Annotated in this window: 25 protein-coding genes and 1 other annotated feature; of the genes, 6 read left to right on the top strand and 19 right to left on the bottom strand. The window is 57.0% G+C overall.

Going from position 1 to position 26,969, the window contains the following annotated elements; translation table 11 throughout:
• Positions 1-83: 83 nt before the first annotated feature.
• The 6 genes from thrC to yjjY all read right to left on the bottom strand — a co-directional run bounded on the left by thrC (position 84) and on the right by yjjY (position 6,357).
• Positions 84-1,370, bottom strand: a complete 1,287-nt coding sequence (gene thrC / locus C2U54_RS08325; protein WP_103178197.1) for a threonine synthase — start codon at positions 1,368-1,370, stop codon at positions 84-86.
• A gap of 3 nt (positions 1,371-1,373) precedes the next feature.
• A complete protein-coding gene (thrB, locus tag C2U54_RS08320) occupies positions 1,374-2,303 on the bottom strand; it encodes a homoserine kinase (protein WP_103178196.1) in 930 nt (309 codons plus the stop codon).
• 1 nt (position 2,304) lies between these two features.
• Entirely contained in the window at positions 2,305-4,767 is a 2,463-nt protein-coding gene (gene thrA, locus C2U54_RS08315; RefSeq protein WP_103178195.1) for a bifunctional aspartate kinase/homoserine dehydrogenase I, read from the bottom strand.
• Positions 4,768-4,792: 25 nt separating this feature from the next.
• Positions 4,793-4,911 (bottom strand) — a sequence feature (Thr leader region).
• A complete protein-coding gene (gene thrL / locus C2U54_RS08310) occupies positions 4,850-4,918 on the bottom strand; it encodes a thr operon leader peptide (RefSeq protein ID WP_103181027.1) in 69 nt (22 codons plus the stop codon). It overlaps the preceding feature by 62 nt.
• 212 nt (positions 4,919-5,130) lie before the next feature.
• Positions 5,131-5,817, bottom strand: coding sequence for a tRNA/rRNA methyltransferase (locus C2U54_RS08305; protein ID WP_103178194.1), 687 nt, complete (start codon positions 5,815-5,817; stop codon positions 5,131-5,133).
• Between the two features lie 399 nt (positions 5,818-6,216).
• Positions 6,217-6,357: a protein YjjY gene (gene yjjY / locus C2U54_RS08300; protein WP_001541509.1), complete on the bottom strand. Its 141-nt coding sequence runs from the start codon at positions 6,355-6,357 to the stop codon at positions 6,217-6,219.
• Positions 6,358-6,452: 95 nt separating this feature from the next.
• Here yjjY and arcA point away from each other — a divergent pair, with 95 nt between their 5' ends.
• Positions 6,453-7,169, top strand: coding sequence for a two-component system response regulator ArcA (gene arcA / locus C2U54_RS08295; protein WP_039030451.1), 717 nt, complete (start codon positions 6,453-6,455; stop codon positions 7,167-7,169).
• Between the two features lie 45 nt (positions 7,170-7,214).
• Here arcA and creD read toward each other — a convergent pair whose 3' ends face one another.
• Genes creD through creA form a run of 4 tightly spaced genes read right to left on the bottom strand, consistent with a single transcriptional unit; the run spans position 7,215 to position 11,221 of the window.
• The gene (gene creD, locus C2U54_RS08290; RefSeq protein ID WP_103178193.1) at positions 7,215-8,564 is read right to left on the bottom strand and encodes a cell envelope integrity protein CreD; all 1,350 of its coding nucleotides are present in this window, start codon (positions 8,562-8,564) and stop codon (positions 7,215-7,217) included.
• Between the two features lie 58 nt (positions 8,565-8,622).
• Positions 8,623-10,047 (bottom strand): two-component system sensor histidine kinase CreC, encoded by a 1,425-nt coding sequence (gene creC / locus C2U54_RS08285; protein ID WP_103178192.1) that lies wholly within the window; start codon positions 10,045-10,047, stop codon positions 8,623-8,625.
• Positions 10,047-10,736: a two-component system response regulator CreB gene (creB, locus tag C2U54_RS08280; protein ID WP_103178191.1), complete on the bottom strand. Its 690-nt coding sequence runs from the start codon at positions 10,734-10,736 to the stop codon at positions 10,047-10,049. Before creB ends, creC begins: the two co-directional genes overlap by 1 nt.
• Before the next feature lie 14 nt (positions 10,737-10,750).
• Positions 10,751-11,221 (bottom strand): protein CreA, encoded by a 471-nt coding sequence (gene creA / locus C2U54_RS08275; protein ID WP_103178190.1) that lies wholly within the window; start codon positions 11,219-11,221, stop codon positions 10,751-10,753.
• Positions 11,222-11,433: 212 nt separating this feature from the next.
• Here creA and robA point away from each other — a divergent pair, with 212 nt between their 5' ends.
• Positions 11,434-12,303: an MDR efflux pump AcrAB transcriptional activator RobA gene (gene robA, locus C2U54_RS08270; RefSeq protein WP_103178189.1), complete on the top strand. Its 870-nt coding sequence runs from the start codon at positions 11,434-11,436 to the stop codon at positions 12,301-12,303.
• On the opposite strand, the gene gpmB is transcribed toward robA, so the two are convergent.
• Entirely contained in the window at positions 12,300-12,947 is a 648-nt protein-coding gene (gene gpmB, locus C2U54_RS08265; RefSeq protein WP_103178188.1) for a 2,3-diphosphoglycerate-dependent phosphoglycerate mutase GpmB, read from the bottom strand. The genes robA and gpmB overlap by 4 nt on opposite strands.
• 49 nt (positions 12,948-12,996) lie before the next feature.
• Here gpmB and yjjX point away from each other — a divergent pair, with 49 nt between their 5' ends.
• Positions 12,997-13,512, top strand: a complete 516-nt coding sequence (gene yjjX / locus C2U54_RS08260; protein ID WP_103181026.1) for an inosine/xanthosine triphosphatase — start codon at positions 12,997-12,999, stop codon at positions 13,510-13,512.
• Between the two features lie 60 nt (positions 13,513-13,572).
• On the opposite strand, the gene trpR is transcribed toward yjjX, so the two are convergent.
• Both trpR and sltY read right to left on the bottom strand, forming a co-directional pair.
• Positions 13,573-13,899, bottom strand: a complete 327-nt coding sequence (gene trpR, locus C2U54_RS08255; protein ID WP_103178187.1) for a trp operon repressor — start codon at positions 13,897-13,899, stop codon at positions 13,573-13,575.
• 55 nt (positions 13,900-13,954) lie between these two features.
• On the bottom strand, positions 13,955-15,892 hold the full coding sequence (gene sltY / locus C2U54_RS08250; protein ID WP_103178186.1) for a murein transglycosylase: 1,938 nt from the start codon (positions 15,890-15,892) through the stop codon (positions 13,955-13,957).
• A 220-nt stretch (positions 15,893-16,112) separates the two neighbouring features.
• Here sltY and ettA point away from each other — a divergent pair, with 220 nt between their 5' ends.
• A complete protein-coding gene (gene ettA / locus C2U54_RS08240; RefSeq protein WP_103178185.1) occupies positions 16,113-17,780 on the top strand; it encodes an energy-dependent translational throttle protein EttA in 1,668 nt (555 codons plus the stop codon).
• A 107-nt stretch (positions 17,781-17,887) separates the two neighbouring features.
• On the opposite strand, the gene nadR is transcribed toward ettA, so the two are convergent.
• Genes nadR through serB form a run of 3 tightly spaced genes read right to left on the bottom strand, consistent with a single transcriptional unit; the run spans position 17,888 to position 21,521 of the window.
• On the bottom strand, positions 17,888-19,120 hold the full coding sequence (gene nadR / locus C2U54_RS08235; protein WP_103178184.1) for a multifunctional transcriptional regulator/nicotinamide-nucleotide adenylyltransferase/ribosylnicotinamide kinase NadR: 1,233 nt from the start codon (positions 19,118-19,120) through the stop codon (positions 17,888-17,890).
• A 35-nt stretch (positions 19,121-19,155) separates the two neighbouring features.
• Complete coding sequence (gene radA / locus C2U54_RS08230; protein ID WP_103178183.1) at positions 19,156-20,541, bottom strand: DNA repair protein RadA; 1,386 nt, start codon at positions 20,539-20,541, stop codon at positions 19,156-19,158.
• Between the two features lie 11 nt (positions 20,542-20,552).
• Positions 20,553-21,521: a phosphoserine phosphatase gene (gene serB, locus C2U54_RS08225; protein ID WP_103178182.1), complete on the bottom strand. Its 969-nt coding sequence runs from the start codon at positions 21,519-21,521 to the stop codon at positions 20,553-20,555.
• A gap of 122 nt (positions 21,522-21,643) precedes the next feature.
• Here serB and C2U54_RS08215 point away from each other — a divergent pair, with 122 nt between their 5' ends.
• The gene (locus tag C2U54_RS08215; RefSeq protein WP_103178181.1) at positions 21,644-22,291 is read left to right on the top strand and encodes a YtjB family periplasmic protein; all 648 of its coding nucleotides are present in this window, start codon (positions 21,644-21,646) and stop codon (positions 22,289-22,291) included.
• A gap of 35 nt (positions 22,292-22,326) precedes the next feature.
• Positions 22,327-23,343 carry a lipoate--protein ligase LplA gene (gene lplA / locus C2U54_RS08210; protein WP_103178180.1) on the top strand — a complete coding sequence of 339 codons (1,017 nt, stop codon included), beginning with the start codon at positions 22,327-22,329 and terminating at the stop codon, positions 23,341-23,343.
• 70 nt (positions 23,344-23,413) lie between these two features.
• Here lplA and yjjJ read toward each other — a convergent pair whose 3' ends face one another.
• From yjjJ to deoB, 3 genes are all read right to left on the bottom strand, one after another.
• Complete coding sequence (gene yjjJ / locus C2U54_RS08205) at positions 23,414-24,742, bottom strand: type II toxin-antitoxin system HipA family toxin YjjJ (RefSeq protein ID WP_103178179.1); 1,329 nt, start codon at positions 24,740-24,742, stop codon at positions 23,414-23,416.
• A 136-nt stretch (positions 24,743-24,878) separates the two neighbouring features.
• A complete protein-coding gene (gene deoD / locus C2U54_RS08200; RefSeq protein ID WP_103178178.1) occupies positions 24,879-25,601 on the bottom strand; it encodes a purine-nucleoside phosphorylase in 723 nt (240 codons plus the stop codon).
• A 105-nt stretch (positions 25,602-25,706) separates the two neighbouring features.
• The gene (gene deoB, locus C2U54_RS08190) at positions 25,707-26,930 is read right to left on the bottom strand and encodes a phosphopentomutase (RefSeq protein ID WP_103178177.1); all 1,224 of its coding nucleotides are present in this window, start codon (positions 26,928-26,930) and stop codon (positions 25,707-25,709) included.
• Positions 26,931-26,969 lie beyond the last annotated feature (39 nt).

The raw sequence follows: 26,969 nt of genomic DNA, 5'->3' as shown, positions 1-26,969 counted from the left end.
TGCCCGGCGGCGCTGTGCCTGGCGGGCCTACAATTCGAGCTCGTGTAGGCCGGGTAAGCGAAGCGCCACCCGGCAACAAACAATCACCCGCGCGTCATCATCAACTTACGCAGCGCCGCAAAATCGGCCGGCAGGTTGTGCGACAGCAGCGGCAGATCGGCACGTTCGGCCAGCTCTTTCGGCAGCGGCAGGGAATCGCCCAGGATCGCGTCCACGCTCTCTTTGAACTTCGCCGGGTGCGCGGTGCCGAGGAACAGGCCGTACTCGCCCGGGTTCAGCTGATCGCGCAGGGCGCGATACGCCACCGCGGCATGCGGTTCAGAGACGTAGCCCAGCTGCTTCAGCTCACGCATTGTCTCTTTGGTGGTTTCGTCAGTCACCGCAGCGTAGCCCAGCTCATTCAGACGCCAGATTTTACGGCGGAACAGCTCCTCCACACGCGGCCAGTTATTAGGCTGTGACACATCCATCGCGTTAGACAGGGTGGCCTGCGTCGCATTTGGCGTCCACTTGCCCTCTTTCAGGAAGCGGGGAACGGTGTCGTTGGCGTTGGTGGCCGCGATAAAGCGTTTCACCGGCAGGCCCAGAGACTTCGCCAGCAGGCCGGCTGTCAGATCGCCAAAGTTGCCGCTCGGCACCGAGATCACCAGCTGATTACGCGCTTCCTGCGGCAGTTGCGCCACCGCTTCGAAGTAATAGCAGATCTGCGCCAGCAGGCGGCTAATGTTGATGGAGTTGGCAGAGTTCAGACCCAGCGCCACTTTCAGCTCTTCATCATCGAAGGCCTGCTTAACCAGCGCCTGACAGGCATCGAAATCCCCGTCGATAGCGACGGTTTCAATGTTGCCGCCGAGCGTACAGAAGAGTTTTTCCTGCAGCGGGCTGATTTTACCCTGCGGGTAGAGGATCACGACGCGGACGTTTTTCAGGCCGTAGAAGGCATGCGCGACCGCCGCCCCGGTATCGCCAGAGGTAGCCGTCAGGATGGTTACTGGCTTATCGCCGCTGATGTGAGTCAGCATCTGCGCCATAAAGCGGCCGCCAAAATCTTTAAACGCCAGCGTCGGACCGTGGAACAGCTCAAGGCAGCCGACATCCGGCTCGACCTGGCTTACCGGTGCCGGGAAGGCAAAGGCCGCACGAACGCGCTCTTCGAGCAGCTCTGGTGGGATCTCGTCGCCGATAAACGCCGAGAGAATTTTGGTGCTGCGCGTGACGAAATCCTGCTTCAGCATCTCGTCAATTTCGGTCAAACCGAATTCCGGCAGATCGTGCGGGAAGAACAGCCCCTGGTTTTTGCCCAGCCCCTGCGTTACTGCCTGTGCAAAGCTTACCTGCTCGTTATGATCTTTAAGATTGTAGAGTTTCATCGTTTATCCCAGTACTCGTGCGCCCGCCGTATCCAGACGGCAAATATGAACAAAGCCTTCCTGATTTTGCAGGTAATTTTTCTCCAGCCAACCTGCCACCCGCTCAGCCGTATCCGGTTTGTCGCACAGCGCAAACAGGGTCGGTCCGGAACCGGAGATGCCGCAGGCCAGTGCGCCAATATCCAGTGCGGCACTGCGTGCCTCGTCAAAGCCAGGCAGCAGTTTAGTGCGGTACGGCTCGGCAATAACATCTTTCATCAGTTTTGCTGCAAGCCCTGGCTGACGGGTATAGCAGGCATGAATAAAGCCTGCCAGATGACGGCCATGGGCGATGCAGTCCTGACGGCGATACTGCGCCGGCAGAATAGCGCGCGCTTCCGCGGTCGACACTTTGATGCCCGGATAGGCCAGCACCCATAGCCACTCATCAAAGCCTGGCACCTGCTGGCTGATAATGCCGTTCTCTTCGATCATCAACTGCATGCCGCCCAGGAAACAGGGGGCGACATTATCATAATGAATGCTGCCGGAGATGCGCCCTTCCAGCTCGCCCATCAGGGCCAGCAGGCGGGTGTTATTCAGCGGCTTGCCGCAATGTTCGTTCATCGCCACCAGCGCAGCGACGACGGAACAGGCGCTGGAACCCAGCCCGGAGCCAATCGGCATGCTTTTTTCCAGCGTCATGGCGACCGGGACGTTTTTACCGATCTCCTGACAAAAACGCTCCCAGCACTGATAGACAATATTTTCGCGCGGTTCGCTCGGCAGCTTGCTGGCGAAACGCCCGACGTTGTTCAGACTGAAGCTATCCGCCGCTTCTACCGTAACCGTATCACCCAGCAATGCGCCATTCACTGGCGTCACCGCCGCACCCAGCACATCAAACCCGACGCTCATATTGGCGCTGGAAGCCGGGGCATAAACTTTGACCATATTAAACTCCTAACTTCCATGACAGGGTACGCAGCAGGTCGGCAAATACGCCCGCCGCCGTCACATCATTTCCCGCGCCATAGCCGCGCAGGACCAACGGCAGAGGCTGATAATAGTGGCTGTAAAACGCGAGGGCGTTTTCGCCGTTTTTCACTTTGAAGAGCGGATCGTTACCGTCTACCGCCGCCACTTTGACACGGCAGACGCCATCTTCTTCAATGTTGCCAACATAGCGCAATACCTTGCCTTCATCACGGGCTTTTGCCACCCGGGAGGCGAAAGCGTCATCCAGCTGCGGCAGATTCGCCATAAAGGTGGCGACATCGCCAGCGTGGTCAAAACTCTCCGGCAGCACCGGCTCGATGACGATATCCGACAGCTCCAGCTCACGCCCCGTTTCGCGGGCGAGGATGAGCAGCTTGCGCGCCACATCCATGCCGGAGAGATCGTCACGCGGATCGGGCTCGGTGTAGCCCAGCTCACGCGCCATTTTGGTCGCTTCCGACAGGCTCATGCCTTCGTCCAGCTTGCCAAAGATAAAGGAGAGCGAGCCCGACAGGATGCCGGAGAAACGCTGCAGTTCATCCCCGGCATTGAGCAGGTTTTGCAGGTTTTCGATAACCGGCAGCCCGGCGCCGACGTTGGTGTCGTACAGGAACTTACGGCGGGATTTTGCCGCCGCGTGGCGCATCTGATGGTAGTAATCCATCGACGAGGTATTGGCCTTTTTATTTGGCGTCACCACGTGGAAGCCTTCACGCAGGAAGTCGGCATACTGATCGGCCACCGCCTGGTGGGAGGTACAGTCGACGATCACCGGGTTCAGCAGATGGTACTCTTTGACCAGGCGGATCAGGCGGCCAAGGTTAAACGGCTCTTTCGCTTCCGCCAGCTCTGCCTGCCAGTTCTCCAGATTCAGTCCGTGGACGTTAGTCAGCAGGGCTTTTGAGTTAGCGATGCCGCAGACGCGCAGATCGATATGCTTTTTCTTCAGCCACTCCTGCTGGCGCTTCAGCTGCTCCAGTAACGCACCGCCGACGCCGCCGACGCCAATCAGGAACACCTCGATCACCTGGTCAGTGTTAAACAGCATCTGGTGGGTGACGCGCACGCCGGTGGTCGCATCATCATTATTCACTACCACGGAGATGGAGCGCTCCGATGAGCCCTGGGCAATGGCGACAATATTGATGTTCGCCCGCGCCAGCGCCGCAAAGAACTTCGCGGAGATACCACGCAGGGTGCGCATACCGTCACCGACCACGGAGATGATCGCCAGATGCTCCTGAATCGCCATCGGCTCCAGCAGCTCCTCTTTCAGCTCAAGATAGAACTCCTCTTCCAGCGCACGGCGGGCGCGCAGGCAGTCCACCTGCGGGACGCAGAAGCTGATGCTGTATTCAGAAGAGGACTGGGTGATTAACACCACCGAGATGCCGTTGCGCGACATGGCCGCAAACACGCGCGCCGCCATGCCAACCATCCCTTTCATGCCTGGCCCGGAGACGCTGAACATCGCCATATTATTGAGGTTGGAGATACCTTTTACCGGCAGGCCATCTTCATTGCTGCTGGCGCCAATCAGCGTGCCTGGCGCCTGTGGATTACCGGTGTTTTTAATCAGGCAGGGGATCTGGAACTGGGCGATAGGGGCGATAGTACGCGGGTGAAGCACTTTGGCCCCGAAGTAGGAGAGCTCCATCGCCTCCTGATAAGACATCGACTTCAGCAGGCGGGCATCGGGCACCTGGCGCGGGTCGCAGGTATAGACGCCGTCGACGTCAGTCCAGATCTCACAACAGTCGGCGCGCAGGCAGGCGGCCAGCACGGCAGCGGAATAGTCGGAGCCGTTACGGCCCAGCACCACCAGCTCCCCTTTTTCATTCCCGGCGGTGAAGCCCGCCATCAGGATCATATGGTCGGCAGGAATTTTGCCTGCCGCAATGCGACGGGTAGATTCGGCGATATCTACAGTTGATTCGAGGTAATGGCCAACAGCGAGCAGTTTTTCGACGGGATCGATCACCGTGACGTTATGACCACGGGCTTCCAGCAGACCCGCCATAATGGCGATAGAGAGTTTCTCACCGCGGCAAATCAGCGCCGCGTTGATGCTGTCCGGGCACTGCCCCAACAGGCTGATACCATGCAGAACGTGTTTAATCTGAGCGAATTCTTGCTCAACGAAGGCTTTCAGCTGGGCGTGAGGAAAGCCAGGCTGTGCATCCGCCAGGCCCTGCAGCAGGCTGGCAAAGATCTGCTCAGCGTCGCTGATGTTCACCAGTGCATCCTGACCCCCGATGGTTTTTTCAATCATCGCCACCAGGTGATTGGTAATTTTAGCCGGGGCAGAGAGAACCGTCGCCACCTGCCCCTGCCTGGCATTACTCTCCAGGATGTCGGCAACACGCAGAAATCGTTCTGCATTTGCCACTGATGTACCGCCGAACTTCAACACTCGCATGGTTGTTACCTCGTGATCTTTAGCCGAAAAAAAAGCCCGCACTGTTCAGGTGCGGGCTTTTTTCTTTTCTTTCCTGTACGCGTCAGCCCGCACCGTTACCTGTGGTAATGATGATGGTGGTGGTAATGGTGGTGATGCTGATGCGTTTCATGGATGTTGTGTACTCTGTCATTATTATCTGTCTGTGCTGTCTGACCCTATTGGTTAAAGCATACGTGCCGGTAAGTCAACGAATTTCTAATTTGATCACATTTTCCGGCCCTTTCACGTATCTCTGCCTGAGTTTTTATTTCCGTCCGGATCGGACCGTACACAGTACGCTTTTTGGCGCATTCAACCATAACAAAAAAGTATGACAGAATTTTACTCTGCCAGTTTTTTTTCGATATCGTGCAGTAATCGGTGCAACATTGCCGTGTCTCGCTGACCTAACAGACCTAACCGCTGCTGTAGCCACTCCGCCATTTTTTGATCGTCGGCGACATTCAGCGAGGTCAGCAGGCGTTCGGTACGCGCACGCAGAGCAGAAAGCTGGTTTTCATCCACCTCAGCCGGAGGTGGAGCAGGATTTTGCATCAAGGATGCTAATTGATAGCAGTACACCATCACGGCCTGACCTAAATTTAGCGACGGATAATCTGCCACCATCGGCACGCCGGTCAGCACGTCTGCGAGTGCCAGTTCCTCGTTCGTCAGGCCGGAATCTTCCCGGCCAAAAACCAGCGCCATGTTGGGCAGCCACTGGCTTTTTTCTGCCAGTAACGGCACCAGTTCAGCGGGCGTGGCGTAGTAATGAAACTTAGATCGGCTGCGTGCGGTGGTAGCGACGGTATAAGAGATATCGTGCAGCGCGTCGGCCAGCGTTTCGTAAGTCGTTAAATTATCTAAGATATCTCCAGATCCATGGGCAACCCAACGCGCCGCAGGTTCGTTGTGCGCGTCGCTGGCAACGATTCGTAAATCGGTAAACCCCATGGTCTTCATTGCCCGTGCGGCGGCACCGATATTTTCTGCTCTTGCTGGGGATACCAGTACGATAGACAAATGCATTTATGCTCTCTTTTTAGGCAGTTAGCCGATAAAAATGTGATACACATCATCATATTACGCATCACGAATTTACAAATTCGTAACAGAAATCACTGAAATAGCATTTCACTACAAATTAAAAATACTAAACTATTTCGTGAATGAACTTTAAGCGATAATGTTAATGAACAATACTTATCCCTATGTTTAATAATGATAATGATTTCTCAGGTTCAATGTTGACATTGGATTCACCTTGTTTATTAATTAACGGTCGCAACTAGTTGGTTTGTTGAAAATTTGTGACAAAGGCTAGCGATCCGCTACGATGATTTCATCAAACTGTTAACGTGCTACAATTGAACTTGATATATGTCAACGAAGCGTAGTTTTATTGGGTGTCTGGTGTCACTTAGCCTGTTATGTTGCTGTTAAAATGGTTAGGATGACAGCCGTTTTTGACACTGTCGGGTCCAGAGGGAAAGTACCCACGACCAAGCTAATGATGTTGTTGACGTTGATGGAAAGTGCATCAAGAACGCAATTACGTACTTTAGTCACGTTACGCCGGTCATGTTAATTTGTGGCATGTATCAGGCAGGTCAGGGACTTTTGTACTTCCTGTTTCGATTTAGTTGGCAATTTAGGTAGCAAACATGCAGACCCCGCACATTCTTATCGTTGAAGACGAGTTGGTAACACGCAACACGTTAAAGAGCATTTTCGAAGCAGAAGGCTACGATGTCTTTGAAGCTACCGATGGCGCAGAGATGCATCAGATCCTTTCTGAAAATGATATCAACTTGGTTATCATGGACATCAACCTGCCGGGTAAAAACGGCCTTCTGCTGGCACGTGAACTGCGTGAACAGGCGAACGTTGCGTTAATGTTCCTGACCGGCCGCGACAACGAAGTTGATAAAATTCTTGGCCTGGAAATCGGCGCGGATGACTATATCACCAAACCGTTTAACCCACGCGAGTTAACCATTCGTGCACGCAATCTGCTGTCCCGCACCATGAACCTGGGCACGGTCAGCGAAGAGCGTCGTAGCGTAGAGAGCTACAAATTCAACGGCTGGGAACTGGATATTAATAGCCGTTCTCTGGTGAGCCCGCAGGGCGACCAGTACAAACTGCCGCGCAGCGAATTCCGCGCCATGCTGCACTTCTGCGAAAACCCGGGCAAGATCCAGTCCCGTGCAGAACTGCTGAAAAAAATGACCGGCCGTGAGCTGAAGCCACACGACCGTACCGTTGACGTGACTATCCGCCGTATTCGTAAACATTTCGAATCCACGCCGGATACACCAGAAATTATCGCCACCATTCATGGTGAAGGCTATCGTTTCTGCGGCGACCTGCAGGAATAATTCTGCACATAAGTCATAAAAAACGGCGCCCTGGCGCCGTTTTTTTTATTTCCATAACCGCATCGTATCTTTATCCGATGACCCGGATGGCGCCGTGCGCTTCGGCTGGGAGAGCGAGTACCAGTCAAAGTGGCGCGTGAGATACATTACCGCGAACAGGGCCAGCACCAGCACCGCAGAGCCCAGCAGCAACGCACTCTCTTCTGAACGCAGCAGGAACCACATCACCACGTCCAGCCCCAGCAGCGCCAGCACAAACAGGCCACTGCGTTTCCAGCTTTTCAGCACTGCCTGCAGATAGACGCCGTTCATTAGCGCCCCTACCAGGCTGGCGATAATCCATGCGGGTGTAAAGCCCACATGCTCAGACAACGCCAGTAGCACCAGATAGAACAGCACCAGCGCCAGTCCCACCAGCAGGTACTGCATCGGGTGCAGCCGCAATCCGGTTAAAGTTTCAAAGACGAAGAAGGCCATAAACGTCAAAGCAATCAGTAAAATGGCGTACTTAATCGCGCGGTCGGTCAGCTGATACTGATCCGCGGGGGTCGCCACCGTGACGCTAAACGCCGGGATCGCACTCCATTCAGGGATCTCGTTGTCGTTGAACCAGCCCGCAAGATTGTTCGCAAACCAGCTACTTTTCCAGTTTGCCTGGAAACCAGACGCGCTAATCTCGTGCTTAACCGGCAGGTAATTGCCCATAAAGCTCGGGTGCGGCCAGTTACTGTTCAGGGTCATTTCGCTGTTACGTCCCACTGGAACCACGGCAAAGCTGCCGGTACCGGCCAGATTGAGCGACATCTCCAGCGAGACGGTTTTTGCCGCCAGCGCGTTGTCGGTCAGTGGGATGTGAATGCCGGATAACGCCCCGTACACCCCGGCGCCAGGCTCGATGCTTAACGTCTCACCATTGATTTTTGAGATGCTCACTGCCCCTATCCCGCGCGCATCCCCGACGCCGACCACGATAAACGGCTTGCCGAGCGTCATCGTCTCACCCTGCAACTCCGCCAGTTTTTCCGTCGTAAACTGCGCCTTAATGTTGAGATCGGTATTCCAGATTTGTCCGTCATAGATGCCGATATTGCGCGTTTGCACGTGCTGATTGCCCTCAACCAGTAGCGTCTCCGGCAGAATGAAGTGCATATAACGCTTCTTATACTCCACCTTTTTCGCCTCTTCCTGTTTGTAATAGATCTCCGTTACCGGAATGGCGATCAGCGGGCCCACCAGCTGCTGCGGGCCGCTGGTACTCTGGCGAAGGGTGTTTTCGACCTCGTTGCGATAGCTCTCACGCTCCGAAATCAGATTGCCCACCAGCATCAGTGGGATGAGTAACAGCAGAATGCACCCTAACAGGGTGCTGACTTTCCAGAACAGGGGGGATTTCATATCAGGTCTCCTTTGTGATGAGGAGAGCCTAACCAGGCTATGTGGGGTCAGTTTGAAGTTATGTGAAGGGACGGTGAAGTATCAGGGTGGCCGTCACGCCGCCGTCAGTCCGGTTTCGCAGATCGATGCTCCCCTGATGCAGACGCGCCACCTCCAGCACAAAGGCCAGCCCCAGCCCGCTACTTTTCAACCCGTTCTCGCGCGGGAGGGAGTAGAAGCGCTCAAAGATTCGCGCCTGCGCATAATCCGGGATGCCGCTTCCGTTATCCGTCACGGTGATGGTGACCTGCCTGAACGCCTGCGTAGCGGCAAGCTGGATCGCCCCACCCGGCGGGGTAAAGTCGATAGCGTTATCCAGTAAATTGCCCAGCGCCTGCTCAAGCAGATCGGCATCGCCCTCCACGCAGCACCCGCTCCTTTGCCAGTTCAGAGTGATGTTTCGGGAGGCGAGCGTCGCCGCGCGCGCATCGGCAAGGCGTGTGAACAGCTCATCAATGCTGACACTGACCGGAACGATCTCGACCCTGTTTTCCAGCCTGGCCTGAGCGAGAAGTTTTTCAACCAGCGACTGCATGCGCGCGTTTTGCGCCAGAATATTATCAATAAACCGCGCCGCCACCTGCGGCGGGGGCTGCTCTGCCAGGATCTCGGCCGCACCGCGGATCGCGGCCAGCGGGCTTTTCAGTTCGTGGGTGAGCGCATGCACATAATTTTCGATATCATTTTTTCCCTCCAGACGAACACGCATGTTCTCCAGCGCCTGCGCCAGTTTGCGCAGTTCACTGCTGCCCGGATCGGGCAACGGCAGCGGGGTATCATTGGTCACCGAGTCGGCATAGCGCGACAGGGTGTTAATCGAGCGGTTGATCCACCAGGCCACCGCCAGACCAATGAGCAACGCAATCCCCAGCAGCGCGCCGCCGGCCCACAGGATCCGTCGCTCGCTGCGCTGGATCACCGGCGCCATCGCGCTATTGGGCTTTCCTACCGACAATACGCCTATAATCTTGCCCCGATCGACCACCGGCGCGGCAACGTACATGACCGTACTCTCCGGATCCTGCGGATCGCTCGGCGTACTGCGGGCGCCATACTCCCCGCGCAGCGTCAGCCAGACGTCATTCCAGCGCGCGTAATCCTTCCCCACGGCCAGGCCGGTGGAATCAAATACCACCCGGCCGCGGGCATCGGTCATGTAGACGTGATATTCGTTACGCACTTTATGAATGCCGCCAATATTGGCGCGAAACGGGCGCTGGTGGAGCCGGGAAAAGGCCTGCGCCAGCTTGCCCTCCTGCGGGTTGCCTGCGAGCAGATCGTCTCGCCCCACTTCCGCCAGCAGCGTCGCGGTGTCAATCAGCGTGCCTTCGGTTGCCCTGCGCACGCCGGGCTTGATCTCCTGAACAAAGATCGACAGCACAAACCACGCGGCGATGGCCACAATCAGGAAGTATCCCAGCAACAGCCGCATGCCTATGCGCATTAATATAATCCCAGGCTATAACCCATGCCGCGGTGGGTGCTGATAGGGGAAAGCTGGTCATTCACGGCCCGCAGTTTGGCGCGCAGGGTTTTAATATGGGTATCCACGGTGCGATCGAAGCTGTCGCCCTCCTCTCCCCAGACTTTATCCATCAATTGCTGGCGGGAATAGACGCGGCCCGGCGCGTTCAGCAGCGTTTTAAGCAGCAGGAACTCGTAGCGTGTCAGGGGTAATGGCTCACCAAACCAGCTGATCCTGGCGGCAGGTTCATTCAGTTCAAACTCGCCGATACGGACAATCTCTGAAGGCGCAGCGGACTTTTGCATGCGCCGTAAAATGGTCCGCACCCGGGCGCATACCTCACGGGGCGAGAAGGGTTTGGCGACGTAATCATCTGCGCCAATCTCCAGACCGAGCAGCTTGTCCACTTCATCGCTGCGGGCCGTCAGGAACAGCACCGGTAGCGAAGGATGCCGGGCCAGCAGCTGACGGCAGAGCTCAAAACCGCTGATATCCGGCAGCCCCACGTCCAGGATGGCGAGCGCCGGGCTTTGTCGGCGCGCTTCCTCCAGCACCGGAAGGCCACGTTCAAAGGCCTTTACCGCAAATCCCTCCTGCTGGAGCATGTAGATCAGCGTATCGGCGATGCTGATTTCGTCTTCAACCAGCCAGACCACAGGTTGCTGCATGGCGTGTCCCTGAATTAATGCCACGGCATAATGGGCACCGCGCTCAGCGCGTTCTTAGGTGAACCTTCAACGACCTTATCCGAGTAGGCCAGGTAAGCCAGCGCGTTACGTTTCGCATCATAGAAACGCACCACCTGCAGTTTTTTGAACACCAGCGAGGTGCGTTTCTGGAATACTACATCGCCCTGTGCCTTACCGTTTTTGATCTTGTCGCTCAGCTCAACTGGCCCCACCTGCTGACAAGAGATCGCCGCGTCGGAGGTGTCTTCCGCCAGCCCAAGGCCCCCTTTTATCCCGCCCGTTTTTGCCCGGCTGATATAGCAGGTCACGTTCTTTACATCGGGATCGTCAAAAGCTTCGACAACAATTTTATGGTCCGGCCCGAAAACTTTGAATACGGTATCGACAGAGCCAATCTCCTCGGCCTGCACGGCGCGCCCCACTAATAACAGCAGCGTCATAACGATCAATGTCTTGTATTTCATATTGTTACCATATTTGAAGATTGAACCGCGTAATTATTCAACAATGATATAAAAAAAGCAGCAAGATCACAGCATTAGAAAATATCTCCCTGGATAACAAGGAAAATCGCATTTAAGCGCAAAAAAAACACTGAATGCTAAAACATCAAAAAATGCTATTATCCGCTAACCTGTTAGCAGGGTATCTGCTGTTTAAAGGATGAGGATAGTATATGGATCAGGCTGGAATTATTCGCGATCTTCTTACCTGGCTGGAAGGCCATCTGGATCAGCCGTTGTCACTCGATAATGTGTCGGCAAAAGCGGGATATTCTAAGTGGCATTTACAGCGGATGTTTAAGGATGTCACCGGTCATGCCATTGGCGCCTATATCCGCGCACGTCGCCTCTCCAAGTCCGCCGTGGCGCTTCGCCTGACTGCGCGTCCAATTCTGGATATCGCCTTACAGTACCGCTTTGATTCACAGCAGACCTTTACCCGCGCGTTCAAAAAACAGTTCTCGTTGACCCCTGCGCTCTACCGCCGCTCCCCGGACTGGAGTTCATTCGGTATGTGCCCGCCGCTGCGCCTTGGCGAGTTCACCCTGCCTCAGCATGAGTTCGTCACTCTGCCAGAGACGCATCTGGTCGGCACGACGCAAAGCTACTCCTGCTCGCTGGAACAGATCTCCGAATTCCGTCATCAGATGCGGGTTCAGTTCTGGCGTGATTTCCTCAGCCATGCGCCGGCCATTCCGCCGCTGCTGTATGGCCTGAACGAGACGCGTCCAAGCCTGGAAAAAGATGACGAGCAGGAAGTGTTCTATACCACCGCATTAACGCCGGAAATGGCCAATGGCTATATTCAGGGGTCGAAACCGGTCGTGCTGGAAGGCGGCGAATATGTGATGTTCACCTATGAAGGGCTGGGTACCGGCGTGCAGGACTTTATCATGACGGTGTACGGCACCTGTATGCCGATGCTGAACCTGAACCGCAGAAAGGGGCAGGATATTGAGCGTTACTATCCGTCAACGGATGTGAGACCGGAAGAACGCCCAATCGACCTGCGCTGCGAATACCTGATTCCTATCCGCCGTTAACGCTGTAGCTCATCTAACGCAGGGGCATCGAGATGCGAGATATCCCCTGCCATCTCCACAATCCAGCCTGAAGCCAGCCACGGACTTTGCTGATAGTCGATGCGGGAAAGCGAGCAGTTACGCAGACGCAGGCGGCGTTCAGCCCAGGCCGGAAGCCCAAGGATGGTGCTGACCAGACAACCCAACGCCATCCCGTGACTCACCAGCAATGGCCGACTGCCCTCGGGAAGATCCAGACAGGCTGCCAGCGCCGCATGCATCCGCTCGCTCAGCTCCAGCATGGATTCGCCTTGTGGAATTCGGCCATCTTCGCTGCCGTTGACCAGCGTACGACGCCAGGACTCTTCTTCTTCCGTCAGGGTATCGATAAGACGCTGTTCCAGCACGCCCATATCCAGCTCACGCAGGCGGGCATCCACGGTGACATCGCAGCCGCAGGCCTGCGCGATAATCTCCGCTGTGCGTCGCGTGCGACCTAAATCGCTGGCGATGATGTGGGTGATGCCCAATGTTTTGGCACGTTCGCCAACCTGCCAGGCCTGATGTTCGCCCTTGGCAGTGAGTGGACTGTCTGACTGGCCTTGAATACGTCGCTCGGCGTTCCACTGCGTTTCACCGTGGCGAACAAGGTATACCTGTAACATGCTTTTTTTCCGTTATACTGCGATGATATTTTTAGAGTTAGGCTTAATTATGCACCAGGTTGTCTCTGCTACCACTAATCCTGCCAAAATTCAGGCAATTCTAAGGGCATTTGACGAGATCTTCGGCGAAGGATCCTGCCATATTGAATCCCTCAACGTCGAGAGCGGCGTCCCGGAACAGCCAATCGGCAGCGAAGAAACCCGCGCTGGCGCACGGAACCGCGTAGCCAATGCGAAGGCCGCCTGTCCAGATGCGGACTTTTGGGTGGCGATTGAAGCGGGCATTGACGAAGGCGCAACTTTTAGCTGGGTGGTTATCGAGAGCCGGGAGCAGCGCGGCGAAGCCCGTTCCGCTACCCTGCCCCTTCCGGAGATCATCCTGGATAAAGTGCGCGAAGGGGAAGCCCTTGGGCCGGTGATGTCGAAATACACCGGCATTGATGAGATTGGGCGCAAAGAGGGGGCGATTGGGGTCTTTACCGCCGGGGCGCTGACGCGCTCAAGCGTTTACCATCAGGCGGTGATCCTGGCGTTAAGTCCGTTTCATAACGCGATATACAGGTAATTACGCCTTATCCGGCCTACGGTACACACCTCTTGTGTAGGCCTGATAAGCGCAGCGCCATCAGGCGTTTTTCAGCAGCACCTGCTCCAGCCACTGGCGCAATTCAACCGGCGCCGATTTCAGGCTGTTCGATCCGCGGGTGATGGTGGCGATCCCCGCCCCCAGCTCGCTTTTCAGCTCGCGCTGGCTCATCTCACCGCGCAGCAGCTCCTCGATGATCCGCACCCGGGTGCCCAGCGCCTCGCGCTCGTCGGGGGTCAGCATCAGCTGCAGCAGCGGCAGATGCAGATCCTGTTCATAAGACTGACGAAGCAGCTCCACAAAACGAAGCCACTCCTGATGACGTTGCTCGGCCATCGCCGATGAATAAGGGGAATGCTGGGTCATGTTATGCCGCCTTTCGTACTCTTAAACGAGTACAAGCATAACATAACCCCACCGATCAGTAACGTCGCTGCCACTCACTGTCGCTCATCAGGGTATCTTTCTCTCCCATGAAGTAGCGATAGTAAGCATCATACGCCAGGACGTTCTTCACATAGCCGCGGGTTTCTGAGAACGGAATGCTCTCGACAAACGCCACCGCGTCAATGCGGCCGGCACTGTTGCCAAGCCAGGTGCGCACGCGGCCCGGACCGGCGTTATAGGCCGCCGAGGCGAAGATACGGTTATCGCCGAACTGATCGTAGACGCTCTGCAGATAGGTGGTGCCAATATTGATATTGGTCTCCGGATCCAGCAGCTGCGACGGGCTGGTGTAACCCGGGATACTAAACTTCTTCACCGTATGGGCGGCGGTGGCGGGCATCACCTGCATCAGACCGCTGGCCCCCACCGGCGAGCGCACTTTCGGGTTCCAGGCGCTCTCCTGACGGGCAATCGCCATCGCATAGCTCTGCGGGATAGTTTTGCCGCGGGTATAGCGTTCGAACAGATCCTTATAGGCCAGCGGGAAACGCTCCTCAAGATGATCCCACAGCTTACCGGCGATCGTCGCCTGGACGCTGAGATCCCACCAGTGATTATCAAAGGCATAGCGCGCCAGCTGCGCTTTTTCGTCGACGGTGCGGCTGGTGACCAGGTTCGCCCATTCGCTGCGGGCGGTGTTGTCCAGATTCCAGTACATCAGCTCGCGCACCCGCGCCATCTCCGGCCCATTTACCAGAGCCGCGTTGACGCCGGACGGCGCTTTATCAATCTTTAAGGTGTACTCCTCGCCGAGTCGCTGGGCCGCGACCATCGGATAGAAACCGCGCTGCTGCATCAGGCTGTGCAGAATGGATTTCGCCTCCTCCTCACGCCCCCGCTCCAGCAGAAGATCCGCCTGCCAGTAGCGCCATTCATCCTTCTCTTTCGCCTCCATCGGCAAGCGCGCCAGCCAGGTATTCAGGCCGCGGCGATCGCCGTTGCCCAGCGCCATGCGCACGCGGCGCTCCACCAGCGAGGTGGACTGGGAACGCATGATGGCGTCATCGCGCCAGCGCGCCTGTTCATCGGTGACATCGCTGCCCATCAGTCGCCACGCCACGATATCGCGCAGCTCCTGGGTCTGATCCTCATTGAGCTGCTGCGCCTGGGCAAGGGATGGGATCATCAACCGGGCGTTTTCCACGTCGTCCCGCGCCACGCTGGTGAACGCCACTGCCGCCATCTGGCGGGTAAAATCGGTGGCGCCCGTGGTGCGGGCAAAGTCCATCACCGTCTTCGGATCGTTCGCCAGCTGGATCAGCGCGCTGGAGATGGTCTGATACTCCGGCGGCATCTGTCCGGCGAGCGCGGTCACCAGACGGGTGTTGCCCGCTTTCATCGCCAGACGGATGCGCTCCAGATACGCTAAAGGATCCTGCTTGCCGGAGGCGCGCCAGGCGCCGAACAGCGAGTCGCAGGCGTTGGGCTGGCTTTTACCGGTGAGCCATAGCGCTTTGGCGCCGTTCCAGGCCTCTTCCTGCTGGCCTGTCGCCCACTTCGCGTAGTAGTAGTTACACTGCGCTTCGGTGGTACCGGGTTTTTCAGGGCTAAAGGCCAGCAGGCCGCGCCAGTCTTCACGGCGGGCCAGCTCGTTGACAAAGCGCGACTGTAGGGTACGCGCCGGAGGCAGCGTCGGGTTGGCCTGGATAAAGTTTTGGACGGTGATCGTCGGCTGGTTCATCAGATCGTCGGTGAGCTGGCGGTATTCCAGATAGGGGTAGAGCGGGTAATCTTTCAACGTCGGCATCAGGGCCTGCACCGTCTCCATCTGTCGCTGATCCCATGCCTGTTTGATCTGGGCATAGCGGTTACGTTGTTCATCCAGTGAATCGGCTCGCGCCGCGCTGCTAATGGTCAGCACGCAGACGCTGGCAGCCAACAGTCGCCAGCCCACTTGTTTGGCTTTTACCACACGCTCATCCTCTGTTAATCGTCATTAAATGCAGCATCGTGCCGCGCAAAAACGTAATTAACTTATGCTAACCAGGCATCCCGCAACGCGCCACGTTACCGACACATTTTTACCTTTCTTGCGCGTTTTAACACTCCTGCCGTCGATGGCTGGGATTAGGCGGGGAAAAAGGCTACACTTCGCCACTATTCTCATCACGATAAAAGAGGCGAAGTCCAACGTGGCTCAATTCGTTTATACCATGCATCGTGTCGGCAAAGTGGTACCGCCGAAACGTCATATTCTTAAAAATATCTCGCTGAGCTTCTTCCCGGGCGCAAAAATTGGTGTGCTGGGTCTCAACGGTGCCGGTAAGTCCACCTTGCTGCGCATCATGGCGGGCATCGATACAGAGATCGAAGGTGAAGCCCGTCCGCAGCCTGGCCTCAAAATCGGTTACCTGCCCCAGGAACCGCAGCTGAACCCGGAGCACACCGTTCGTGAATCTGTTGAAGAAGCCGTTTCCGAAGTGGTTAACGCGCTGAAAGGTCTGGACGAGGTGTACGCGAAGTACGCAGAGCCGGATGCAGACTTCGATAAGCTCGCGGCCCAGCAGGGTAAATATGAAGAGATCATCCAGGCACACGACGGTCATAACCTGAACGTGCAGCTGGAGCGTGCGGCCGATGCCCTGCGCCTGCCAGACTGGGATGCAAAAATCGCCAACCTCTCCGGTGGTGAGCGCCGCCGCGTGGCGCTGTGCCGTCTGCTGCTGGAAAAGCCAGACATGCTGCTGCTCGACGAACCCACCAACCACCTGGATGCGGAATCTGTGGCGTGGCTGGAACGCTTCCTGCACGACTTCGAAGGCACCGTGGTGGCGATCACCCACGACCGTTACTTCCTTGATAACGTTGCCGGCTGGATCCTGGAGCTGGACCGCGGGGAAGGTATTCCGTGGGAAGGTAACTACTCCTCCTGGCTGGAGCAGAAAGACCAGCGTCTGGCGCAGGAAGCCTCTCAGGAAGCGGCCCGTCGCAAATCCATTGAGAAAGAGCTGGAGTGGGTTCGTCAGGGCACTAAAGGCCGTCAGTCTAAGGGCAAAGCCCGTCTGGCGCGCTTCGAAGAGCTGAACAACACCGAATACCAGAAACGTAACGAAACCAACGAACTGTTTATTCCACCTGGAGCCCGTCTGGGTGACAAAGTGGTTGAAGTCAGCAACCTGCGTAAATCCTACGGCGATCGCGTGCTGATCGACGATCTGAGCTTCTCGGTACCGAAAGGCGCGATCGTCGGCATCATCGGTCCGAACGGCGCGGGTAAATCGACCCTGTTCCGCATGATGTCCGGTCAGGAACAGCCTGACAGCGGCACCATCACCCTCGGCGAAACCGTGAAGCTGGCCTCCGTGGATCAGTTCCGCGACGCAATGGATAACAGCAAAACCGTCTGGGAAGAAGTTTCGGGCGGCCTGGATATCATGCGTATCGGCAACACCGAAATGCCAAGCCGCGCCTATGTGGGCCGCTTTAACTTTAAAGGGGTTGATCAGGGTAAACGCGTGGGCGAGCTGTCCGGCGGTGAGCGTGGTCGTCTGCATCTGGCAAAACTGCTGCAGGTTGGCGGTAACATGCTGCTGCTCGATGAACCGACCAACGACCTCGACATCGAAACCCTGCGCGCGCTGGAAAACGCCCTGCTGGAGTTCCCGGGCTGCGCCATGGTGATCTCCCACGACCGTTGGTTCCTCGACCGTATCGCAACCCACATTCTGGATTATCAGGATGAGGGTAAAGTGGAGTTCTTCGAAGGTAACTTCACCGAATACGAAGAGTACAAGAAACGCACGCTGGGCGCTGACGCGCTGGAGCCAAAGCGTATCAAGTACAAGCGTATCGCCAAGTAAAGGCAAAACGGCAACCCACGGGTTGCCGTTTTTATGTGTGCCGGGTGGCGGCTTCGCCTTACCCGGCCTACAAAAACGTAGTCCCGGCAAGCAGAGCGGCAGAGGGCTTACCCCTTCTCGCCCATCATCTCTTTCACCAGCTCCACGCAGCGCAGGAATCGGTTGTCATAGTCCGCCTCTTCCACATGCACAAAGTCGATATTATTCGCTTCAAGCATCTCCACCAGCATGGTCTGGAACTCTCTCCTGTCCACCGAGCTGCCCAGGCTGCGCATCCCGTCCGCCACCCAGGGGGTGTTGTTCTCCAGCAGGATCACTAAGTCGAAGCGGTACTCGTCGATCAGCGCCTGCACAAACGGGTGCTCGCGCCCTTCATATTTTTTACAGAACGCCTGGGTAGTGACGAAATCGGTATCGACAAACGCCACTTTATTGGCGTATTTCACCGCAAAATCAATGTACTGGGCGTGCCCCAGTGCAATCTTGTCGTAGTCGGAATATTGCAGCGCCATCTCGTCGCCGCCGAGGTGCGAGAAGACGTAATCCCGGCCATACTCCCAGGCGCTGGTGGTGTTGAAGATGTTCGCCAGCTTGTTGACCAGCGTGGACTTACCGCTGGACTCACCACCGAGGATCGCCACGGTGCGCACGAAGAACGGCTTCACTTCCGTCGGGATGTATTCCCAGTAGCGGAACGGGTTTTCGCGGATCTGGGCGCCACTGATATTCATAAAGGTACGTTTAGGGTCGATCAGCACCGTTTCCGTGCCCAGATGTTCGGGATATTGCGAGGCGTCAGACTCTTCAGAGGTGTAGATCCAGTTTGGCTGGATCCCTTTCTCTTCCATAAAGGCTTTTATACCGTTGCTCCAGACATCCCAGCCGTGGGGATAGGGCTCCATCCCCTCTTCGTTAAAGGCATGAATGCGGATGTTTTTCTGGTACTTGAAGGTCTGAAGCAGCCAGCGCAGGCGGTCCGGGACGGTGGGCTGCTGGGACATGGCGCTCGCTTCAAACAGCTCGCGGTCGCGCTTGTCGTCGTAGCCCATGATGATGTGCAGCTCGTCCACCTGGCTACAGGCGCGCTGGATGAGGTAGATATGTCCGGTATGCAGCGGATAAAACTTGCCGAACACCACGCCGATGTTCTTCTGCATACGTGGAAACTCAAGCCCCAGAAAGCGGTGCAGCGCTTCCAGCTTCTGCGCGCTGGGGCTTTTGATTTTGGCATTCAGCAGCTGGCTTAAATAGCCCTTGGTCATACCGCTGGCTTCCGCCACCTGCTGCAAGGTGCAGCCTTTCTGGCGGATCGCGGTCTTGATATAGTCAAATGACGACATAAATTATGGTGCCTCCTGCAACATCGATCAGATAATTATAAGTCGTCAAAGACATTTAACGCATCAGCAAGTTTTTTCACGCCAAAGACCTTCATCCCTTCCGGCACCTTTTTCGGCACGTTGGCGGCGGGGACAATCGCCCGGCGGAAGCCATGTTTTGCCGCCTCGGAGATGCGCTCCTGACCACTCGGTACCGGGCGGATTTCGCCAGCCAGACCGACCTCGCCAAAGACCACCAGATCCTGCGGCAACGGACGGTCGCGCAGGCTGGAGACCATCGCCAGCAGCAGCGCCAGGTCGGCACTGGTTTCGGTGACCTTCACGCCGCCGACCACGTTGACAAACACATCCTGATCCGCCATCTGCAGGCCGCCGTGACGGTGCAGCACCGCCAGCAAAATTGCCAGACGGTTTTGCTCCAGCCCCACCGCCACGCGACGGGGATTGCCCATCATCGAGTGATCGACCAGAGCCTGGATCTCCACCAGCAGCGGGCGCGTCCCTTCCCAGACCACCATTACCGAGCTGCCGGAGGTGACTTCGTCGCCGCGGCTCAGGAAGATGGCGGACGGGTTGCTCACTTCACGCAGCCCCTGCTCGGTCATGGCAAAGACGCCCAGCTCATTCACCGCGCCAAAGCGGTTCTTATGGCTGCGCAGGGTACGTAAACGGGTATCGGCATCGCCATCCAGCATCACGGAGCAGTCGATACAGTGCTCCAGCACTTTCGGCCCCGCCAGGGCGCCATCTTTGGTGACGTGGCCGACCATGATGATCGCCACGCCGCGCGTTTTCGCAAAGCGCGTCAGGTAGGCGGCAGTTTCGCGCACCTGGGCGACGCTCCCCGGCGACGACTGGATATCGGCCATGTGCATCACCTGAATGGAGTCGATCACCATCAGCTTCGGCTGCTCTTCTTCAGCAATCATGCAGATCTGCTCGATGCTGGTTTCGGAGAGCATATTCAGCTCGCTGGTGGGCAGCCCCAGCCGGTGGGCACGCATCGCCACCTGCTGCAGCGACTCCTCCCCGGTGACGTAGAGTGTTTTCATCTGCGCCGCGAGCTTGCAGAGGGTTTGCAGCAGCAGGGTCGATTTCCCGGCGCCCGGGTTTCCGCCAATCAGAATGGCGCTGCCCGGCACCACGCCGCCGCCCAGCACCCGGTCAAACTCTTTAAAACCGGTTGAGAAGCGCGGCAGGGCTTCAAGGCTGATGTCTGAGAGCTTCTGGACTTTCGATACACCTGCGTTGCCCGCATAACCGCTCAGACGCTCGTTACGGGCAACGGTGGGTGAAGCGGCAACTCCGCGCACTTCGGTGATGGTGTTCCAGGCATGACAGGCGCTGCACTGCCCCTGCCAGCGCGGATAATCCGCACCACATTCATTACAGACAAATGCGCGTTTTGGAGCTTTCGCCACGTTTTACCTCTTTATTTCTGGTTTACGCTGCCAGAGAGAATGCAGAACACCCCCATCAGGTCAGCATGACGGATAGTGACTTCCGTCTTTTCGTTCACGGTCGGTTTGGCATGGTAGGCGATGCCAAGCCCGGCCACTTTAATCATCGGCAGATCGTTCGCGCCGTCGCCAATGGCCACCGTCTGGGCAACCGGGATCTCATATTTTTCCGCCAGACGCGTCAGGGTGTTGGCCTTGAACTGGGCATCAACGATATCGCCAACCACGTTTCCGGTCAGTTTGCCGTCGCGGATCTCAAGCTCGTTGGCGACCACCGCGTCCAGGCGCAGCTTGTCACGCAGATACTCGGCAAAGAAGGTGAACCCGCCCGACGCGATGGCCACTTTCCAGCCCAGGGTTTCCAGCTTCAGCACCAGCTGCACCAGCCCCGGCATCAGGGGGAGCTTTTCCCGGACCTGCATCAGGATATTTGCGTCGGCATCTTTCAGGGTCGCCACGCGCTGTTTCAGGCTGGCGGTGAAGTCCAGTTCGCCGCGCATGGCCCGTTCGGTCACTTCGGCCACCATCTCGCCAGTACCCGCCAGTTTAGCAATTTCGTCGATGCACTCGATCTGGATGGCGGTTGAATCCATGTCCATCACCAGCAAGCCCGGCGTTTTCAGATGTGGGATTTTACCCAGCGGCGCGACATCGAGACCCGCATCATGCGCCAGACGGGTGGCACGCTGGGTCAGAGAACCGGCCAGACGAATCACCTGATAATCTTCCACACACCAGGCTGCCACGATCACCATTGCCGCGCCCAGCTTGCGCTGATACGTCGTTAACTGCTGTTTATCCAGGCCGCGTCCATACAGCAGCCAGCCGCTACGACCAGCATGGTAATCCAGTGGCATTACCTCATCACCACTTAATGAGAGCGGCAATCCTGGCCAGAGAGAGAGATCATTGGGCAGGTCGCACCAGGTAATGTTTGGCATTAAAGCTCCTGTAAAATCGTTCGCGCCGGGAATCATCCAGGGGAGGGAAAATAACGCATGAGGCTACCTTGTAACCATCACTTCTGGCAACATTAACCCCGAAAATTTTCAGCAGGTGGAATATGGCTCGTGCAAAACTGAAATTCCGGCTTCATCGTGCCGTGATTGTCCTCTCCTGTCTCGCCCTGTTAGTGGCGCTGATGCAGGGCGCATCGTGGTTCAGCCAGAATCATCAACGGCAGCGTAATCCGCAGCTTGAAGAGCTGGCGCACACCCTTGCGCGTCAGGTGTCGCTCAACATCGCCCCGCTGATGCGCACCGAAACGCCGGATGAAAAGCGCATCACCCAGGTGCTGCATCTTCTGACGGAAGAGAGCCGCATCCTGGATGCCAGCGTTTACGATGAAGAAGGAGCCCTCATTGCCCGCTCCGGCGAGCATGTCGACGTGCGCGACAGGCTGGCGCTGGATGGTAAAAAAGCGGGCGGCTACTTTAACCAGCAGCTGGTGGAGCCGATTCAGGGTAAAAACGGCCCGCTCGGCTATCTGCGTCTGACGCTCGACACCCATACCCTGGCCACCGAGGCCAAGCAGGTGGATAACACCACCAATATTCTGCGCCTGATGCTGCTGTTGTCGCTGGCGATCGGCGTGGTGCTGACCCGCACGCTGCTGCAGGGCAAACGCACCCGCTGGCAGCAGTCGCCATTCCTGCTCACCGCCAGTAAATCGGTGCCTGAAGAGGAAGAGAGCGAAAAGAAAAGCGAGTGATTGAGTCGATAACCGTTTCAGGAAAGGAAATCTGCATGTCTACATTGCGTCTGCTTATCTCAGATTCATACGATCCCTGGTTTAACCTTGCGGTAGAAGAGTGCATCTTCCGCCAGATGCCCGCCACGCAGCGGGTGCTGTTCCTGTGGCGCAACGCCGACACGGTGGTCATTGGCCGGGCGCAAAACCCGTGGAAAGAGTGCAACACACGACGCATGGAAGAGGACAACGTGCGCCTGGCCCGTCGCAGCAGCGGCGGCGGCGCGGTATTCCACGACCTCGGCAACACCTGCTTTACCTTTATGGCCGGAAAGCCGGAGTACGACAAAACCATCTCCACCAGCATCGTACTGAACGCGCTGCAGGCGCTGGGGGCCACGGCGGAAGCCTCCGGGCGCAACGACCTGGTGGTAAAAACAGATGAAGGTGACCGGAAGGTCTCCGGCTCGGCCTATCGCGAAACGATGGACCGGGGTTTCCATCACGGCACCCTGTTATTAAATGCCGATCTCAGCCGCCTGGCGAACTACCTCAATCCCGACCAGAAAAAGTTGCAGGCCAAGGGCATTACCTCCGTGCGCGGGCGGGTTGCCAATCTGGTGGATCTGCTGCCGGGCATCACCCATGAGCGGATCTGCGATGCTATCCGCGAGGCGTTTTTTGCCCATTACGGCGAGCGGGTTGAAGCCGAACTCATTTCACCTGACAAGACGCCGGATCTGCCGAACTTTGCCGAAACCTTTGCCCGCCAGAGCAGCTGGGAGTGGAACTTCGGTCAGGCGCCTGCCTTCTCGCACCTGCTGGATGAGCGCTTTACGTGGGGCGGCGTGGAGCTGCACTTCGACGTCGAGAAGGGCCATATCTCGCGTACCCAGGTCTTTACCGACAGCCTGAACCCGGCGCCGCTAGAGGCGCTGGCGGCGCGTCTGCAGGGCTGTTTGTACCGTGCGGATAGGCTGCAACAAGAGTGCGATGCCCTGATCGGCGATTTCCCGGAACAGGAAAAAGAGCTGCGGGAGCTGTCAGCCTGGATTGCACGGGCGGTACGGTAATAAAAAAGCCCGCTTGCGCGGGCCTGTAACCGTAGGCCGGGTAAGGCGAAGCCGCCACCCGGCAGAACATTCACGCCATTCTCTGGACCATTACCGCAATATCGCTTAACCGCGTTTTCATCCCCGCGGCGATCGTGCGGAAATTTTCACTTATCCGCTTTTCATCCATCACCTGCTGCCAGAATTGTGCCGCCAGTGGCAGGGCAAATTCCCATGCCTGACGCGATATTGTGCTATCGAAACGCAACTCGCACGCTTCTTCCCGCATCATACCCGCGCTGGAAGGCGCAAACGCCATGGGCAACATGTCATAAACCGGGGCAAGGGATAACGGGAACGCGGAATAGTAAAAAGAGAGGTTCCCCGCGTGCATATCGCTGTTAGCGATAAGGCGCCCAAACGCCCATATCTTTTCGACCTGTCCCGCAGCGGTTGCCTCTACGATGCCAGCCTGCACGAGCTTCTCAACCGTGTGCGGCCATGCTCCGCTCGCGGTGACAAATTCACTTTGTACCGCCTCAAGGGAGAGGATGGCGCGTCTGCCCGTGACGCCTTCGCAGTCAAAGCGTTTAGCCTCAAGAAAAACCTGGCCGCTTTCCCCTTGTAGCGCGATGGCATCGCTTGCCGCGAGCCCTGCCCGGGTAAGCGTGCTGTGCGCGATAGCCTCGGCAAACAGCAGATCGCCCCATCGTACAGAGACTGCGCTACTTTGTGGCGCAGTAAACTTGACCAGCATATGCTCGTCACCCGTTGCCGTTTGGACAAAGCAGGAGAACTTGGGTTGTTCCCCACCCGCAGAAGAACCTACGATCTCCCCTGCCAGCGCCTCCCGGGATAGCTGCGCATAGACCCGGTTTTTTTGAAAGTCGGTAATGGGCTGCGGAGGGGTTGCACAGAGCCAACGTTGGTAGTTCTTCTCACCCACCAGCCAACCGCCGGAATGCTCACCAGAAAACTGGCTAAGGGCATAAAGCACATCGCTTTCCTGCCAGAGACGAATATCTTCCGGCAGCGAGAATTGCTGTGCCAGGCGGCGGCCCCACGCCCGTCCTAAAAAACCCTGAGGGCGAAGGTCGGTCAGATACCAGGGAAGACTATCAAACCATTGCCATTGCCCATCAGCCTGTAGCACAAGGCAGCTTCCCTGCGGCCAGGTGGGGTAAATCTCCCCGCCTTTGATGGCCCGACCCTCAGCATTCACTTGCCAGAAAGGAAATACGCTGATGCCCCGCACAGGGCGCAGCAGGGCGTAGCGCGTGGCGCGCGCTTTTCCAAACTGGATCACCTGTTGCTGGGTAGCCACCAGACGCGAAAATGTCGCCTGGCTGATGCCCAGATGCTGGCGAAGCTCAGGCGCTCCACGCGGGCCCTGTAGCAGCAGATCATTAATCGCTGTCATCAGTGAATGGTTTCATGAATAGATACTTGAATAAATTTCATAGCATATTCAGATGAAATGTAAAGAAAAATGCGGAGGTTGGATGTGAAAGGTGAATAGATAAAAAAACGGGGGCAGAACGCCCCCGCAGTAAATCTTACTCTTTATCGCCCAGCAGGACGGATTCCAGCGCGATCTTGATCATGTCGTTGAAGGTGGTCTGACGCTCAGCGGCAGTGGTCTGCTCGTGAGTACGGATGTGGTCAGACACGGTGCAGATGGTCAGGGCTTTCGCACCGAACTCAGCCGCCACACCGTAGATACCCGCCGCTTCCATCTCCACGCCCAGGATGCCATATTTCTCCATCACGTCGAACATCTCGCCGCCGTCTGGCGCGTAGAAGAGGTCCGCAGAGAAGATGTTACCCACGCGCGCGTCCACGCCCAGCGCTTTGGCGGCGTCAACGGCGTTACGCACCATATCAAAGTCGGCAATCGCCGCGAAGTCATGATCTTTGAAACGCATGCGGTTAACTTTGGAGTCGGTGCAGGCGCCCATGCCGATCACGATGTCACGCAGCTTAACGTCCATTCGCACGGCACCACAGGAGCCGACGCGGATGATTTTCTTCACGCCGAAATCGGTGATCAGCTCTTTGGTGTAGATGGAGCAGGATGGGATACCCATGCCGTGACCCATAACGGAAATTTTGCGGCCTTTGTAGGTACCGGTGAAGCCCAGCATGCCGCGAACGTTGTTCACTTCACGCACATCTTCGAGGAAGGTTTCGGCGATGTGCTTCGCGCGCAGCGGGTCGCCCGGCATCAATACGACGTCAGCGAAATCACCCATCTCTGCATTAATGTGAGGAGTTGCCATCTTCAGTTCCCTTATTAGTATGTTGTTTTGCCGGGCGGCGGCTGCGCCTTACCCGGCCTACAAAAAACGTAGGCCCGGCAAGCCACGCGCCGCCGGGCAGCGTCATCAGAACATGGCTTTGCCATATTCCATGTCAGACGTACCAAAGTATTTTGCAATCGTCTGGCCGATATCCGCGAAAGTTTCACGATGGCCCAGAGAGCCTGGTTTCACTTTCGGACCGTAGACCAGCACCGGAATGTGCTCGCGGGTGTGGTCGGTACCGGTCCAGGTTGGGTCGCAGCCGTGGTCGGCGGTCAGGATCAGAATGTCATCTTCACCCACCAGCTCCATCAGCTCCGGCAGACGGCGGTCGAACAGCTCCAGACCGGCAGCATAACCCGCAACGTCGCGACGGTGGCCCCAGGAGGAGTCGAAGTCCACGAAGTTGGTAAAGACGATGGTGTTATCACCCGCCTCTTTCATCTCTTTGACGGTGGCGTCGAACAGCGCATCCAGACCGGTGGCTTTCACTTTTTTGGTGATGCCGCAGTTAGCGTAGATATCGGCGATTTTACCGACAGAGACCACCTGGCCCCCTTTCTCATCAACCAGTTTCTGCAGCACGGTCGGCGCTGGCGGTTCAACGGCCAGGTCGTGACGGTTACCGGTACGCTGGAAGTTGCCCGGCTTGTCACCCACAAACGGACGCGCGATCACGCGGCCAATGTTGTAGCCGCCTTCGGTCAGCTCTTCACGGGCGATTTCGCACAGCTCGTACAGGCGATCCAGACCAAAGGTCTCTTCGTGGCAGGCAATCTGGAACACAGAGTCAGCGGAGGTGTAGAAAATCGGCTTCCCGGTTTTCATGTGCTCTTCGCCGAGCTGATCCAGAATGACGGTACCGGAAGAGTGGCAGTTGCCGAGGTAACCCGGCAGGTTCGCACGCTCAACCAGCTTATCGAGCAGCTCCTGCGGGAAGCTGTTTTCGTGATCGGAGAAATAGCCCCAGTCAAACAGAACCGGCACACCGGCGATTTCCCAGTGACCTGACGGGGTGTCTTTCCCGGAAGAGAGCTCGTGCGCCCAGGCGTACGCGCCCACCACTTCCGCGTTAGCGTCCATACCGGCGGCAACGTTGCCGGTAGAACCTTCGTGGGCCTTAACCAGACCCAGGCGGGTCAGGTTTGGCAGATTCAGAGGGCCCTGACGACCGTTGTTCGCTTCGCCTTTTGCACAGGCTTCAGCAATGTGACCCATGGTGTCTGCACCGTTGTCACCAAAGCGATCTGCATCTTCTGTAGCGCCGATGCCGAAAGAGTCCAGCACCATAATAAATGCACGTTTCATATGTTCTCCGTACTCAGTGCTTCATAAAAAAGCGATCAG

Origin of the sequence: Leclercia sp. LSNIH1 (assembly GCF_002902985.1) — a bacterium.
GTDB lineage: Bacteria > Pseudomonadota > Gammaproteobacteria > Enterobacterales > Enterobacteriaceae > Enterobacter.
The sequence above is the reverse complement of the archived record's forward strand: the minus strand, read 5'-3'. Positions and strand labels throughout refer to the sequence as shown.

Excerpts from the sequence above, each read along its gene's own strand:
- thrC (WP_103178197.1), bottom strand. The coding sequence starts at position 1,370 with ATGAAACTCTACAATCTTAAAGATCATAACGAGCAGGTAAGCTTTGCA.
- thrB (WP_103178196.1), bottom strand. The coding sequence starts at position 2,303 with ATGGTCAAAGTTTATGCCCCGGCTTCCAGCGCCAATATGAGCGTCGGG.
- thrA (WP_103178195.1), bottom strand. The coding sequence starts at position 4,767 with ATGCGAGTGTTGAAGTTCGGCGGTACATCAGTGGCAAATGCAGAACGA.
- C2U54_RS08305 (WP_103178194.1), bottom strand. The coding sequence starts at position 5,817 with ATGCATTTGTCTATCGTACTGGTATCCCCAGCAAGAGCAGAAAATATC.
- arcA (WP_039030451.1), top strand. The coding sequence starts at position 6,453 with ATGCAGACCCCGCACATTCTTATCGTTGAAGACGAGTTGGTAACACGC.
- creD (WP_103178193.1), bottom strand. The coding sequence starts at position 8,564 with ATGAAATCCCCCCTGTTCTGGAAAGTCAGCACCCTGTTAGGGTGCATT.
- creC (WP_103178192.1), bottom strand. The coding sequence starts at position 10,047 with ATGCGCATAGGCATGCGGCTGTTGCTGGGATACTTCCTGATTGTGGCC.
- creB (WP_103178191.1), bottom strand. The coding sequence starts at position 10,736 with ATGCAGCAACCTGTGGTCTGGCTGGTTGAAGACGAAATCAGCATCGCC.
- creA (WP_103178190.1), bottom strand. The coding sequence starts at position 11,221 with ATGAAATACAAGACATTGATCGTTATGACGCTGCTGTTATTAGTGGGG.
- robA (WP_103178189.1), top strand. The coding sequence starts at position 11,434 with ATGGATCAGGCTGGAATTATTCGCGATCTTCTTACCTGGCTGGAAGGC.
- gpmB (WP_103178188.1), bottom strand. The coding sequence starts at position 12,947 with ATGTTACAGGTATACCTTGTTCGCCACGGTGAAACGCAGTGGAACGCC.
- yjjX (WP_103181026.1), top strand. The coding sequence starts at position 12,997 with ATGCACCAGGTTGTCTCTGCTACCACTAATCCTGCCAAAATTCAGGCA.
- trpR (WP_103178187.1), bottom strand. The coding sequence starts at position 13,899 with ATGACCCAGCATTCCCCTTATTCATCGGCGATGGCCGAGCAACGTCAT.
- nadR (WP_103178184.1), bottom strand. The coding sequence starts at position 19,120 with ATGTCGTCATTTGACTATATCAAGACCGCGATCCGCCAGAAAGGCTGC.
- serB (WP_103178182.1), bottom strand. The coding sequence starts at position 21,521 with ATGCCAAACATTACCTGGTGCGACCTGCCCAATGATCTCTCTCTCTGG.
- C2U54_RS08215 (WP_103178181.1), top strand. The coding sequence starts at position 21,644 with ATGGCTCGTGCAAAACTGAAATTCCGGCTTCATCGTGCCGTGATTGTC.
- lplA (WP_103178180.1), top strand. The coding sequence starts at position 22,327 with ATGTCTACATTGCGTCTGCTTATCTCAGATTCATACGATCCCTGGTTT.
- yjjJ (WP_103178179.1), bottom strand. The coding sequence starts at position 24,742 with ATGACAGCGATTAATGATCTGCTGCTACAGGGCCCGCGTGGAGCGCCT.
- deoD (WP_103178178.1), bottom strand. The coding sequence starts at position 25,601 with ATGGCAACTCCTCACATTAATGCAGAGATGGGTGATTTCGCTGACGTC.
- deoB (WP_103178177.1), bottom strand. The coding sequence starts at position 26,930 with ATGAAACGTGCATTTATTATGGTGCTGGACTCTTTCGGCATCGGCGCT.